Source organism: Photobacterium arenosum (assembly GCF_014841115.1).
Classification (GTDB): domain Bacteria; phylum Pseudomonadota; class Gammaproteobacteria; order Enterobacterales; family Vibrionaceae; genus Photobacterium; species Photobacterium arenosum.
Window position 1 is genome coordinate 169,794 of record NZ_JACYTP010000001.1, and the last position, 14,293, is coordinate 184,086.

The 14,293-nt window shown below is 47.4% G+C and carries 12 protein-coding genes and 1 riboswitch; of the genes, 3 read left to right on the plus strand and 9 right to left on the minus strand.

The window, feature by feature from the left end:
* Positions 1-78: 78 nt before the first annotated feature.
* The 7 genes from IFO68_RS00730 to IFO68_RS00760 form a co-directional block, all read right to left on the minus strand.
* Positions 79-942 carry a DUF2861 family protein gene (locus tag IFO68_RS00730; protein WP_225444987.1) on the minus strand — a complete coding sequence of 288 codons (864 nt, stop codon included), beginning with the start codon at positions 940-942 and terminating at the stop codon, positions 79-81.
* Positions 939-1,607: a response regulator transcription factor gene (locus IFO68_RS00735; protein WP_027251305.1), complete on the minus strand. Its 669-nt coding sequence runs from the start codon at positions 1,605-1,607 to the stop codon at positions 939-941. The genes IFO68_RS00730 and IFO68_RS00735 overlap by 4 nt, the downstream gene beginning before the upstream one ends.
* A complete protein-coding gene (gene vxrA / locus IFO68_RS00740; protein WP_192014523.1) occupies positions 1,582-3,021 on the minus strand; it encodes a sensor histidine kinase VxrA in 1,440 nt (479 codons plus the stop codon). Before vxrA ends, IFO68_RS00735 begins: the two co-directional genes overlap by 26 nt.
* 225 nt (positions 3,022-3,246) lie before the next feature.
* Positions 3,247-4,626 carry a Re/Si-specific NAD(P)(+) transhydrogenase subunit beta gene (pntB, locus tag IFO68_RS00745; RefSeq protein WP_192013791.1) on the minus strand — a complete coding sequence of 460 codons (1,380 nt, stop codon included), beginning with the start codon at positions 4,624-4,626 and terminating at the stop codon, positions 3,247-3,249.
* Between the two features lie 14 nt (positions 4,627-4,640).
* Positions 4,641-6,179 carry a Re/Si-specific NAD(P)(+) transhydrogenase subunit alpha gene (pntA, locus tag IFO68_RS00750; RefSeq protein ID WP_027251302.1) on the minus strand — a complete coding sequence of 513 codons (1,539 nt, stop codon included), beginning with the start codon at positions 6,177-6,179 and terminating at the stop codon, positions 4,641-4,643.
* 383 nt (positions 6,180-6,562) lie between these two features.
* Positions 6,563-6,844, minus strand: a complete 282-nt coding sequence (locus tag IFO68_RS00755; protein ID WP_192013793.1) for an HlyU family transcriptional regulator — start codon at positions 6,842-6,844, stop codon at positions 6,563-6,565.
* Between the two features lie 211 nt (positions 6,845-7,055).
* Complete coding sequence (locus IFO68_RS00760; RefSeq protein WP_027251300.1) at positions 7,056-7,250, minus strand: hypothetical protein; 195 nt, start codon at positions 7,248-7,250, stop codon at positions 7,056-7,058.
* A 416-nt stretch (positions 7,251-7,666) separates the two neighbouring features.
* On the opposite strand from IFO68_RS00760, the gene IFO68_RS00765 reads away from it, so the two are divergent.
* Positions 7,667-8,464 carry a hypothetical protein gene (locus IFO68_RS00765; protein ID WP_330872800.1) on the plus strand — a complete coding sequence of 266 codons (798 nt, stop codon included), beginning with the start codon at positions 7,667-7,669 and terminating at the stop codon, positions 8,462-8,464.
* Between the two features lie 102 nt (positions 8,465-8,566).
* Positions 8,567-8,779, plus strand: a riboswitch (FMN riboswitch).
* Positions 8,780-8,927: 148 nt separating this feature from the next.
* Complete coding sequence (ribB, locus tag IFO68_RS00770; RefSeq protein ID WP_192013796.1) at positions 8,928-9,617, plus strand: 3,4-dihydroxy-2-butanone-4-phosphate synthase; 690 nt, start codon at positions 8,928-8,930, stop codon at positions 9,615-9,617.
* Between the two features lie 285 nt (positions 9,618-9,902).
* Here ribB and IFO68_RS00775 read toward each other — a convergent pair whose 3' ends face one another.
* On the minus strand, positions 9,903-11,708 hold the full coding sequence (locus IFO68_RS00775) for a bifunctional metallophosphatase/5'-nucleotidase (RefSeq protein WP_192013798.1): 1,806 nt from the start codon (positions 11,706-11,708) through the stop codon (positions 9,903-9,905).
* 204 nt (positions 11,709-11,912) lie between these two features.
* Entirely contained in the window at positions 11,913-12,305 is a 393-nt protein-coding gene (locus tag IFO68_RS00780; protein WP_192013799.1) for a VOC family protein, read from the minus strand.
* A gap of 247 nt (positions 12,306-12,552) precedes the next feature.
* On the opposite strand from IFO68_RS00780, the gene IFO68_RS00785 reads away from it, so the two are divergent.
* Complete coding sequence (locus tag IFO68_RS00785) at positions 12,553-14,208, plus strand: ATP-dependent endonuclease (RefSeq protein WP_192013800.1); 1,656 nt, start codon at positions 12,553-12,555, stop codon at positions 14,206-14,208.
* The last annotated feature ends 85 nt before the right edge of the window (positions 14,209-14,293 follow it).

The window sequence follows — 14,293 nt, forward strand, 5'->3', positions numbered from 1 at the left end:
TGTGGTCTTGGTTGCAGGTGGTCAAACCTGCGCTACCGTTTCAGAATCATCCAGCGGGTTTTTACTCTGCTTTCGCTGTTAAAAATCAGGATAATCAACAGGCCGGGTTATTCGTTGAATATCCAAAATAGAGATGTCTCCCTGCCAGCGGCTTTCAACCAGTCCGACACTCAGCCAGTAGCGGCCATCAGGTACATCAATCGCCGGCAAACTTGTCGGTAGTTTTCCATCAACATCCTGAGTCCAGATCGGGCTCCAGTTTGTGTCGTTCAAGTCAAACAAATTCATCGACAATACAGGCGATGGACACGTTGAATTGGGTAAGACTTCACGCTCAATACGCCAGTTTTTACTGTCTTTCCAGCCAATTTTCTGTTTAGGATCCGGCTTGGTCAGTATTACCCAGGAATTCCAGCTACGCTCCTTGCCTGCCGTAATTTTCAACTGATAAAGGCCTGCAGCTAAGGGCTCATCTAAACGGCGAGATTCCGTGACAAACTGACCATTCTCAGAAATTAAGGCCGCAGGCATGCTGAATTGAGTGTCTGGCCAACGGGAAAATGTGACCTCAAGCTGCTTAGCCTGAGTAATTCCCGTAACAGACAACCTCAGTAATACCTGGTTCAGGTTCTGGATCACTTCACGTCGAACAGCCACTTTAGACAGCCACTCAGGCAGACTTCGCTGTTTCAAACTGAAACCGCAATCTTCTGTAATGGCAAGCTCAAGTAAATCATTCAGGTTAGCCTGCTGCTCCTCTGAAGGAAGCTGCTGCCAGGCCTGAACCATAGTCTCGAAACTGGCTGCTGTGTTCCCTTCCAGTAATCGCTGGTGCGCAACAGTGTAGAGATCCTTACCCACAAACCATTTAGCCGACGCCTGAGGGATCATGAACAGACATGTCATGATCCCAAAGGCAGGTGTTACCCACAGCGATTTCATTCTTGCGGTGCTTTCATCCGATAGCCAACACCGCGCAGAGTTTCGATCTCAATACCAGGCAGCTTTTGACGTAACTGCAGGATATGGGTATCGACAGTACGTGTTGTCGGATAATGGTTATAGCCCCACACCTGATCAAGCAGCTCATCCCGGGTGAAAACTCGGCCTGAATGTTTTGCAAGGAAAACAAGCAGCTCAAATTCCGTACGAGTGAGAGTGACAGAGTCCCCTTTTTGCTTCACTTCACGACTTTCCAGATTAATCAGTGTTTCACCGATAGCAATCAGGTTTGCATTTTGCGATTCAGACTCACCATTTCTCAAGTGAACACGAATACGCGCCAGCAGTTCTTCTTCAGCAAAAGGTTTAGTCAGGTAATCTTTGGCGCCTGAGTCAAGGCCAATCACCTTGTCATTCACAGACACCATTGCTGTAAGCAGAATCACGGGAACCGATTTAAGCTTTAACCAACCTTCAAGGTAAGTCAGCGAGTCTCCTTCGGGTAGCTGGCGGTCAAGAACAACCAGATCGGCTTGCGCCCACAGATTTTCAACATTGGTTGCACAGTCAGCATACAGGCACTCATAGCCTGCTTCTTTCAAACATTCGAGCAAACCATCAGCAAGGTTGCGGTCATCTTCAACCAGTAGCAGAGTTTGATTCACACGGTATCTCCAAAATAAAAGTGGTTGGCGGACCTATTAATTTCATCCGCCCACCCATTCGACGGATCATCGATTCAACGATTGTCAGTCCCAACCCTAAGCCCTTTTCACTCACAAAGGGTTTTCTCAGTCGGGTCCAATCCTTACTACCTAAATTTCCCTGGTCTTTTACTTTGACAATCAATTTTCCATCTTTGAACGATGATGTTAATTCAATCGGTGCCTGGCCATATTTGTGAGCATTGGACAGCAAGTTATCAATACAGGTTCCAAGCCAGTACATATTGACCTTGACGCTACGGTCCTCAGCAAGTGACAATGTCACATCATAGGGTTCTGCAATAAATTCAATCCATTCATTAAAGGACTCCAGATTCTGAACACTCAATTCTTGATGATTCGCCTGCAGGTAATCCTTGCTGGCCTCAGCCAACTGCCTTAATCGGCGTGAATCTTCGGTCAATCGTCTGAACTCATCATATAGGGTTTCAGGCAAAGCATCAAAGTGACGACGAAAACCTTCCACCGTCATGCTCAAACTTGCGATTGGTGTACGTAGCTCGTGAGTCAAGATTTGCAGGACTAACATTCTTTCCTGCATCGCGCGTCGGCGAATTCGCCAGCGATACATCACCCAACCCATGAGTAAGCCAATATTGACAACCAGCAATCCTGCAAGCAAATATGTCGTCAGGTACGACTTGTCTTCTTCTTGCCAGCAAATGTTGCCACTTTTGACTAAGCAGAAGTCAGTGGCAACCAAACGCGTGAAGTGCAGATCATGCTTTGCCAGTGCCTGCGCCCATGTAGGCTGATCATAGACATGGTATTCATTCCCATTCCGGATCCAAAGTTCGCCATTGGATATAAAAGCTTCCGCACCGGCAATAAACACTCGGATTTCTTCACTGCTCATCCGCTGTAATCGTCCCAGCACAGTGCCTGTCGCAGCTAAATCACGCTCCTGAATGTGTAAGTAGTTTTCCAGTTCTTTATTGCGATTTGGAAACTTTTCCAGATAACGTGCAGCATAGCTCCCACCGCCTGGATGAATATAGCCAGAACGTACAAACCAGCCTCTTGGTAACACAACGCTGTTACACATCGCGCGAGTAAAAACCACAGGATGTGTTACCAAAGGGCTGACTGGCCATGGGCCCTTACAAGTTTCCGCATTTTGATAAAGGTGCCGCAGCGCCGATAGCGGGTACTTGGCTGACTGCGGCAACAAACTGGATGGCAGCAGTAACGGTGTCGGGTAACGACTTTGTAACTGTCGAAAATCGTATGTAGCCAGAGGTTTACTGGAAAGCAATTCAGCACGAGCCGCTGACATACGATCAGGTAAACTTTCCGTCTCCGCTTTAAGGGAGCCTGTAAACAGAATAGAAATAATTAGCACATACTTTTTCATAGCGCGGAAGTTTAACATTCACCGGTTCAGTATTGTCAGAAAATTGTCATTAGATCAGATAACTATAAAGGGATTAGGCATTCTCGCCACCCTAACAGGTCAATCAGGCCCAGATAACAGACTACTCATTCATTTTTCTGTTGAAGCTTTGCATCAGGCATCAAAAATAGGAAAAGAAAAACGCCGCTCAATAAGCGGCGTTTAATTAGTGGTTTACTGTATTACTTACAAAAAACGGGCAATGTTCTCAACACTCTCTTTGGCATCGCCAAACAGCATCTGGGTGTTTTCTTTGAAGAACAATGGGTTTTGCACACCTGCATAACCGGTATTCATTGAGCGCTTAAATACGATAACGTGTTTCGCGTTCCACACTTCCAGAACTGGCATACCGGCAATCGGGCTACCTGGGTCTTCCATTGCCGCCGGGTTAACCGTATCGTTAGCACCGATCACCAGTACAACGTCTGTCTCTGAGAAGTCCTCATTAATCTCGTCCATTTCCAGGACAATATCGTAGGGCACTCTCGCTTCAGCCAGCAGTACATTCATGTGGCCAGGCAAACGACCGGCAACCGGGTGAATACCAAATCTGACATCCACCCCTTTTGCCCGTAGTTTCTCTGTTATTTCGTGTACCGGATACTGCGCTTGCGCAACCGCCATTCCGTATCCTGGTGTGATGATCACAGAGCGAGCATCTTTCAGCATCTCTGCCACTTCTTCCGCAGAGGATTCGTGGTACTCGCCCACTTCTTCATCACCGGTAGAAACTGAGCCATCTGTACCAAAACCACCTGCAATGACACTGACAAATGAACGATTCATTGCCTTACACATGATGTAAGACAGTATCGCACCTGAAGAGCCAACCAAAGCACCAGTCACAATCAGCAGATCATTGGCCAGCATAAAGCCAGCCGCTGCGGCGGCCCATCCTGAATATGAGTTCAGCATTGACACGACAACCGGCATATCCGCACCACCGATCGATGCGACCAAATGATAACCGAATGCTAAAGCGATAATTGTCACAACAATGAGTGGGAATATCGAAGGATCCGGATCCACAAACACTGTCAGTAAAACAAGAGAAACCAGCACAGCCAGCAAGTTCAGTTTATGGCGATGAGGCAGCATCAAAGGCTTGGATGACATTGAACCGCGAAGTTTACCAAAAGCCACCACGGAGCCTGTAAAGGTTACAGCACCGATGAAGACACCGATAAAAATTTCAACCAAATGAATGGTTAACATCGCACCAGTCAGTGCTTCACCATGGTCAAGGAAAGTATTGAAACCGACCAGCACGGCAGCCATACCCACAAAACTGTGAAGAATAGCAACCAGCTCTGGCATCTGAGTCATTTCAACTTTCTTGGCATAGTAAATACCAATCGCACCACCCACAATCATGGCCAGAATAATCCAGCCAGTTCCTGCTGATTCCGGGCCAAAAATAGTAGCAATCAGTGCTATGGCCATTCCTGCCATACCAAAGTAGTTACCTGACTTTGCGGATTCCTGTTTAGAGAGTCCTGCCAGCGACATTATAAAAAGGACAGCAGCAATAATGTAGGCCGCTTGAACAATTCCTGCAGACATTGATAACAACTCCCTTACTTATCTTTACGGAACATTTCAAGCATCCGCTTAGTGACGGTAAAGCCACCAAAAATATTGATACTTGCGATCAAAACAGCAATAAAGGCAAAGAAGGACACAACGCCAACCCCCTGACCAATCTGCAATAAGGCACCGACAATAATGATACCGGATATAGCATTGGTCACTGACATCAGAGGTGTGTGCAATGCATGCGTAACGTTCCATACGACGTAGTAGCCCACCACACAGGCCAGAACAAAAACCGTGAAGTGAGAAAGGAATTCAGCAGGAGCATAATTCGCGACCCAGCCAAACAATAACGCCCCTGCTGCCATCAGACCATACTTTCTCGCTGGCGGCATTGGCTCTTTGACTGCTTTAGTAACAGGTGCGGCAACTGCTTTTTCTTGCTGCGGAGCAGCGGATACTTTAATGGGTGGTGCTGGCCAGGTGAGTTCACCTTCTTTAACCACAGTTAAACCGCGCAGTACTTCATCATCAAAGTTGATATCTATGTTGCCGTCTTTTTCTTTACACAGCAGCTTCATCAAATTGACCAGGTTGGTGGCATAAAGCTGGGACGACTGATTCGGCAGACGGCTGACCATATCGGTGTAACCGATAATTTTCACACCGTTAGGTGTAGTGATAACTTTATCGGCTTCGGTATAGGCACAGTTTCCGCCATTGGCAGCAGCAAGGTCGACAATAACGCTGCCGGGCTTCATAGAATCAACCATTTCCTGGGTAATCAGGCGAGGAGCCGGGCGGCCGGGAATCAGCGCAGTAGTAATAATGATGTCAACGTCTTTCGCCTGCTCTGCGTACAAACGCTCAGCAGCCTTGTTAAATTCGTCTGACATTTCTTTCGCGTAGCCATCACCTGTGCTGGTATCTTCCTTGAAATCGACTTCAAGGAACTCAGCACCCATAGACTGCACTTGCTCTTTGACTTCAGGACGCACATCGAAGGCGCGAACAATGGCACCCAGGCTGCCCGCAGCACCGATAGCGGCCAATCCAGCAACCCCCGCACCTGCAACCAGCACTTTTGCTGGCGGTACTTTACCAGCAGCAGTAATCTGCCCGGTAAAGAAACGTCCAAATTCGTGGGCAGCTTCAACGACAGCACGATAACCGGCAATGTTTGCCATAGAACTCAATGCATCCAGGGCTTGTGCTCGTGAGATACGCGGCACCGAATCCATAGCCATTACGTTGATATTTTTACTGGACAGTTTCTTCAGCAATTCTGGATTCTGCGCCGGCCAGATAAAGCTGACCAAGCTTGCCCCCTCTTTCAGGAGAGCAATCTCATCATCACTGGGGGCATTCACTTTAAAAATCAGGTCTGACTGCCACACTTCTTCCGTAGACACGACACTAGCGCCTGCAGCTTCAAAAGCAGCGTCATCAAAACTTGCGTGAATACCAGCGTCATGTTCAACAGCAACACTGAACCCCATTTTTAATAACTGCTCGACCGTTTTCGGCGTCGCAGCCACTCGCGTTTCATTCGCGAGTATTTCTTTAGGCACACCTATCTGCATCGTTATTCCCTGAACAGTAGCAAAATGTACACATTTAGTATCCAGTTCCCAGTATCGCAACGGCTGAGAATGGAACCAATACAACACTCTTTACTTGAGATTAAACAACGGATGTTTTTGACTTACTTGAAGTTAATAACACCAACAATGTAGGGCAAACTCAGGCTCTGTAGTCCGTTTCACTGATCAGCCAAAAAACTGAAAGAGAATGAACTACACACCCACGATTTGCCGTTTTCTCCCAACAACATTCAGGGTTTCCCACCAGCTATGCAAAAAATAGAATGTGCAATAACCGGGGTCCGGTTCCCTGATAAAAAGCACCGGCCTCTAAGCATTCATGTCAGCGCAGCGTCTTTACTCCCTCAGACAATGCACTGAATTTACCGGAACATGGCTTCGCCGGTCTGATCGATGAACATCTTGGCTTTATTCACCATAAATGTTGTCGCATCCGCTTTGCTTGCCAGCAAATCTGACCGTATGAAAGTGTGTGTTTTCAACTCACCTTCACATTCTTTGCAAATCCTGCCAGCAATCCGAAACTGCCCGCCTTCGGAAATAGGTTCAGGGTAAATGAGATACCCTTTATATTCCTCAGGTGTCACTTCAAGCGTTTTCGAATCTGCCGTTTCTCTTCCAAAGAGCTTTGACCAGAAACCCACGAAAGCACTCCTTTCCGATATATTTAATGACACTATCATGCCATATGCTTATGTAAAATAAACCCAAACAGATTAAAAACTGATAATTATGATGAAAATGTTCTAACTCCGTTTTATCCACCATTGTCTTACACTATATTCACATAAGAAAAATTAACAAAAAAACGCCGGCTTCAGGGCCGGCGCTTATGTTGTCTTGCAAGTGATATGCTTACCGAATCAGACCAATGTCTTTCTGCAAGTGAACTGGCAGATGAGAAACCTGATAAGTCTTAACGGATACCTGCTGACGGGGTAACAAAATATCCAGTGCGTGTGCAATCAATCCTTTGATGTTCAGCGAATAGGCTTTCTTCTCCATGACGTCCTGATTTGTGATGGTGTCGAAGTGCATTGCCTGTGCCATGATTGCCTCATTTTTGGTGGGTTTAATGTTGTTCTACAGGACAAATACTAACCGGTTGATTTTTGAACTAAAAATGACATTTTTTTCCAATGACCCATAAAAAAATCTAATCTGTTACGTAAAGGTTTCAATTTGAGTGACAGCAAAAAATATATACGCTGAAGAGATGAATAATCTGTCACGAAATGGTATCAATTAATGCCTAAATAGCGTGTTATCAGATTAGGCTCAACCAAAGTTCACAACCAATTAACAATCACACAGGATTAAAGATGTTATCCCTGCTTGCGAGACACTCTTCAATACTTTTATTACTTGCAGCTGTCATTGGATTTTCCTTTCCAGCGATATCTACTGCAGTTTTCCCTTATTTGCCTTACATTCTGTTCTTTTTAATGTTGTTTACTTTGATTGGGATGAAACAAAACGCCTTAATCAGCCTTTTATTTCAGCCTAAAATCTGGGTATACGCCTTTTATCATGCCGCATTGCTGTCAATACTCTCAACCTTCATTGCCTCTGTGTTGGGGGCTTCCGCGTCACTGATCCTGGCTATTTCAGCGGTTGCGGCAACCGGATCATTATTTGCCACACCAGCCATAGCACGCTCAGTTGGGCTGGATGTGATGACCGCGATGGCGATGACTATTGCCACCACGCTGCTGATGCCCGTTGTGCTTTGTATCAATCTCTACCTTTTCCAGCATGACAGCTTCGGTCTTGATCTGATGACATATTTCCAGCGACTGGTTATTTTCATTTTTGGTCCTATGCTGCTATCAGACCTGTGTCACCGCTACGTTCCTTCCCACATTCTTCAGCGGACGCACAGTAAAATTGCACAAGTAACTATTTTGCTGGTTCCGGCATTTCCGCTGGGGCTGATGGCTGACTTTCGTACATTTGTCGATCAGTCATGGCAGCAAGGATTACTTTACTTTGGTTACGGTATCGCAATATGCCTGCTCTTCTTTATTACTGGCTTTCTGCTGTTTATGCGGAAAAATGTTCAGAATGGTCTTCTTGCAGGCATCACTTCCGCCAATCGGAATGTCTTGCTGACTTATACCGTCGCCGGAACCGCATTAGGCCCAGACTATCTCATTCTTGTTGGTGCACTTCAGCTTCCAATCTATGCCATGCCGTTAGTGGTAAAATGGATGAGCAACTTACTCAACAGCAAGAACCCAACGCAAACGCCCTCTGTGAACTGATTCCGTGAGCAGAAAACAAGCAGTTGTGCTGATTGAACAGATAAATATCCTTTAACGTGATGACAGTCTTGCTCTTCGCGCAGTGATTTCATTATTATCGACTGGAATTCTCAGGGCGGGGTGAAATTCCCCACCGGCGGTAACTGACAGAAACAGGCTGATAAAGTCATGCCTTTTTCGACAGAAGCCCGCGAGCGCTTCATCGTAATCACACTCAGTGTGGATGAAGGTCAGCAGATCTGGTGAAACTGTATTCTCTACTGAATGCAGCGAGTCCAGAGCCGACGGTTATAGTCCGGATGGAAGAGAATCAGCGGATTTGTTTCTTGCTTTTACATTATGTTCAGCGAGCCTGTGGCTTGCCTGCTAACACCTACCTGTAAAGCTATTTCAGCCTGGCTGAAACGCTGTTTTTTTGCGCCCTGATTCTGGTAACGTTAATGTTAATAATGGAGTACATACCATGAATCAGTCTCTGCTTTCCCCTTTTGGTACCGCTTTCGAGCGCGTTGAAACCGGCATCCGCGCTATTCGTGAAGGTCGTGGTGTTTTGGTGGTTGACGACGAAGATCGTGAAAACGAAGGTGATATCATTTATGCCGCCGATTCGCTCACGACTGAGCAAATGGCACTGATGATTCGCGAGTGCTCAGGCATTGTCTGCTTGTGCTTACCCCAAGATCGGGTAGAGCAACTCGCGTTACCCATGATGGTCGACAATAATACCAGCGTAAATCAAACCGGTTTTACGGTAACCATCGAGGCTGCAAAGGGAGTTACTACAGGCGTTTCTGCCGCTGATCGTGTCACCACCATCAAAGCAGCAACTGCCGATGACGCACAGCCCGGAGATTTGCACAGGCCTGGCCATGTTTTTCCGCTCAAAGCAAATTCTGAAGGTGTGCTGGGTCGTCGTGGTCATACAGAGGCAACCATAGATCTCATGCGCTTAGCTGGCAAAAAGCCGTTCGGCGTGCTTTGTGAACTGACCAACCCCGATGGCACCATGGCCCGTTTGCCTGAAGTAATATCATTCGGCAAGCGTCATGATATGCCGGTTTTAACCATTGAAGATCTTGCTGCCTACCGATTAGCGCACCTGTCATCGCAGACAGGTGAAGGCAACACGGCTTCCGAAGCCGCATTCGCTTAAACGCTTCTGACGCGTAAAGAGGTATTCTGCTGAATACCTCTTCCTTATTTCAGTTAATCAGATGCCTGACACTGGTACCCAGTATGTCAGTGCACTCCAGGCCACAATCCAAACACTGATTAAAATTGCATCCAGCCAATCCCGATTCATACCCGACTCTTGCTTAATCACCTTATCAGTAATCAGTCGACCGAAGGGCTAGCATCATTAAATGGAAAATACAGATAAAAAAGCCTGACGTATTGCCAGGCCTGACGGTGAGTTGCCAACAACTGATGCTGAGCTTTACGCCGCACCATGTTCGTGATCAACATGCTCGCACTCACAGGGAATGTAAGTGATCAGATCATCTTTCGGTGCAGAAAGCTGTTGCTGATAACGCGCATAATTTTCAAACGCTTCAGCCATTGTACAATCGAGTGATAAAGGCGCCATTTCACAGTCCAGCAGCGCCTGATAGCCTTCTTTGCCTGTCGCCGTATAACCGGACGACACTGAGGTATAAACAGCGTCGTCTTCCAGAGGCAACCAGTCCCCTTCTTTGAAATAAGCCAGTTTTTCTATCCGCTGACCTTTCGGCAGGCAACAGCGATAAGTAAAACGCAGATGGGCCGTATAAGGGAAACTGCCGGTACCCGTGCCTTCAACTCCGTTATCAACAGCATTATCTATCGCACCTTCCAGCGCTTCACGCACTTTGGCGCCTCTGACTTTATAGACCATCAGCCCAATGGCGAAAGGTAATAAGCGCCCGGCAATATCTGCAGAACTGATAGGCCCTGGGTTCAGCGAGGTTCTGACACCACCAGCATTGTGAATGCCAAAATCAACCTCAAAGCCCATCTGTCTGCCATGATGAACAAAACTTTCAACCACCAGAGGGGCAATAGCACTCGCACCATGGCTATCAGGCACTCTGACATGACGGAGTGATTCAGTAACCTCCGCCACTTTATTGGTCTGTCGCTCTCGAACCGCAGGACGATAATCCAGATTCAGAATATTCTCTACAACCGGATCCTTAGCGCACATAGTGATATTGGGTTGCTGCTGAAGATAGTGTTTTACCACTTCATGGCAATCCGGGTCTAAATGCTCATTGCGAGTGGCATCCAGAGTAAATTGACGGCCAAGCAGCAACTGATTACCGCCTGACACCTGTTCAACACTACCATCAGCCGCGAAATCGATCGAAACCTGTCCCAGCGCCAGTGCATTACAACCGGCCTGCACCACACAAGTACCGTTAATATTGACGGCATACTGGTCTTTTTTGCCGTATCCGACATTGGTGAAATCCCCTTGCATGGTATGGGTATGGCCGCCAATGATAACGGCGATCCCTTCCACTTTTTCAGCCAGTTCAAGATCACGTTCATAGCCAAGATGACTGAGAAGCACGATTTTGTTCACGCCGTGACGGTGTAACTCAGCAATGGTCTTTTCAGCAACGGAAACTACCGACCGGAAAGAGGTATCCGGGTCCGGGTTGGCAATTTTATCCATATTTTCAATGGTCAGGCCAAAGAGCGCGACAGGTTCTCCCTGCACGTCTTTCAGCATATAACGTGCGCAACCCGTCTCATTGTTATAGGCCAGCAGGTTTGACTTGGGTCTCAGCGGGTTACGCTTGGATTGATCTTCCTGACTCAGATCCCAGTTACCGGCCAGCATTGGAAAATCGACCTGATCCAGAAAATCGGCAACCAGGGTGTTACCCATATCCAGTTCATGATTGCCCAGCGCCATAGCTTCTACGCCAATCGCATTAAGCAGTCTGGCATTAGCCTCACCTTTGAACAGAGAAAAATACAATGTGCCCTGAAAGCAGTCGCCGGCATGCACAAACATAAACTCACGGCCATTTAAATACGCTTGCTTTCTTGCCTCTTTCACCGCCGTCAATACCCGTGCAAACCCGCCACAACTGGCATACACAGTCGTCTCATGCTCATTCCCGGTAACAGACTGGCCTGGTGTTTGAATTAACACATGTTCGGGCAAAGTCAGTTTGATTGCAGAGGGTTCAAAGTGAGAGTGCGTATCGTTGATATGGGCGATGGTGATTCGGGCTTGAGTGTGTCGGGTCATAAAGGCTTTCTGTTCTCCGTGAAATATTTCAATCAGATATGATTTTTATCACATTGTGCATATCATCATACAGGAAAGGCCCGTATCCAGGGATGAATATCTCATCTGTCACAAAAATATCACCATAAACAGGCAACTGAAAGTCAGAAAAGGCAGCGTTAATGCTGCCTTCTGATACATTCACAGGTTCATACGTAAAACGTATTACTGATAGTGTCCATGCCGCTGCAGGACTTCAATTTTATAGCCATCCGGGTCTAAAACAAAAAAGAAGCGTGCCAGTAACTGACCATCGCGAGAAAACTCTTTAATATCCAGTGGCGCATACCCCAGAGAGTGCAGCTTCTCGTGTTCAGCATCCAAGTCATCCACAGCCACGGCAATGTGACCGTAGCCGCTGCCGTGAGTATAGGGCTCAGCACCTTTATTCCAGGTCAGCTCCAGCTCCATATCATTCTCATCATTGCGCAGATAGACCAGGCTGAAGTCATCAAAATCCAAGCGGTGAGCAACATCTAATTCCAGCGCCTGTTTATAAAAGACGAGGGACTTCTCCAGATCATGCACTCGCACCATGGTATGAATAATTTTTGCCATCAGCCAACTCCTGAAAATTTGGGTTCGTTTTACCCAATAGGTGTTTGATCATCCTGAGCCATTGCCCGGATTGTTGTCTGGTCTGGACTATAACAACCCCATCCCTTCATCACAAGCAGCCGTCCGGGCTCAATTTCAATCACGATGAAAATCAACAGCTTCTGCCAATTTTGTGAGCATATACATGAACACACTGTCTGTTAATGCTATAGGCTTACAGTAAGCAAACACTGTGGGCAGGTGAAGAATGCATTTAAGCAGAATCGAAATTGCCGGTTTCAGAGGTATCAAGCGCTTGTCTCTGACACTGAATGAACTGACGGTACTCATAGGTGAAAACACCTGGGGTAAATCTTCCCTACTGGATGCACTCAGTATCGCACTCTCACCGGACGCCAAATTCCATAACTTTCATTTTTCTGACTTTCATGTTGACTACTCACTGGGCCATACTCAGGTCTCTCAGCTGCAAATCGTCCTGAACTGGGTTGAAGATTATCCGGGCGAGCACAAAGCGCGACGCTACCGCTCCTTCAAGCCCGTGTGGGTCAGGAACGGCAAAGATGGTAAGCAGTTTTACTATCAGATAAGCAGCGAACGTGAAGACGACAAAGTGATCACAGAACGCCATTTTCTTGATGCCGGTGGCAATATCATTGACTGCCCGGATAGCAACAAGCTGGCTAGGCAACTGATGGTTTTACATCCCATAGTGCGGATCCGCGATGCGAGGCAACTGCGGCTTGACGCAGAGCAGCAGGAAGAGCTCGATCAGGAACAACGCAATGCCCTCAACACCCGAATAGAGCGCCGGCTGGATAACACTTGCCGCCGCCTGCTGACCCGTCCCGGCCATGTCAGCAGCGATGAAATCAAAAGTAGTATCCGGGCATTGCGGACGCTGGTTGATCATTATTTTGCGTTTACACCGCACCATAAAACGCCCCACAGGGGCCACCGGCATTTCCCTGAACGCAGTCACTATTCCCCTAACCCTCTGGAAATGCTGGCCCGCCCGGAAATGACCAAGCAAAACAAACTGGTACTGATGGGGCTCATCAATGCCTACATCCGCGCACGGGGGCCGGTAGAACTGAAGCGTATATCACGCCCCATCATGATCCTTGAAGACCCGGAAGGCAGACTTCACCCCATCATTCTTCATCAGGCCTGGGCTTTTGTCGTTAATATGCCGATGCAGAAAATTCTTACCACCAACAGCCCGGAACTGGCCTCTGTTGTCCCGTTGAACAGTATAAAGAAACTCAACAGAGAACCCGATAAAACCCGAGTCTACAGCCTTGACAGCCACAGCCTGAGCCGGGATGAACTGCGCAGAGTCGGCTTTCATGTGCGGTTACATCGCCCCGGCGCACTGTATGCCCGGGCCTGGTTGCTCGTGGAAGGGGAAACAGAAGTCTGGCTGTTAAATGAATTTGGTTACCGGTGCGGCTACAACTTTGCTTCAGAAGGCGTGCAGGTGATTGAATTTGCACAAAGTGGCCTGAGGCCTATCATCAAAATTGCGAAATTGATGGGAATAGAATGGCATGTCGTGACAGATGGTGATGCCGCAGGTAAGAAGTACGCAGAAACGGTGCGGCACATGCTTGGCAGCGAATCAGACAAACACAGGTTAACTGTCTTACCCGATCTCGATATCGAACATTTCCTGTTTCACCACGGCTATGAACCCCTGTTTCGTAAGCTGGCACGAGTGTCGGATGACCACCCTGCGCCACCCAAAAAGATCATACAAAAAGCGCTCAAACATCATGCGAAACCGGATGTCGCTCTGGCCATGGTGGAGTTTACAGACAGTGAGGAAATTGACCACATACCGACCTTGCTGCGCTGGCTGCTCAAACGTATAGTCGCACTGGCTCGCGCTTCAACCACTTGAATCAGAACCTCACATAACATGTGACAACGTCACTTACCCGGTTTTTCAAAAAAGAGCATCACAGTGCCAGGGTGAACGCGCCATT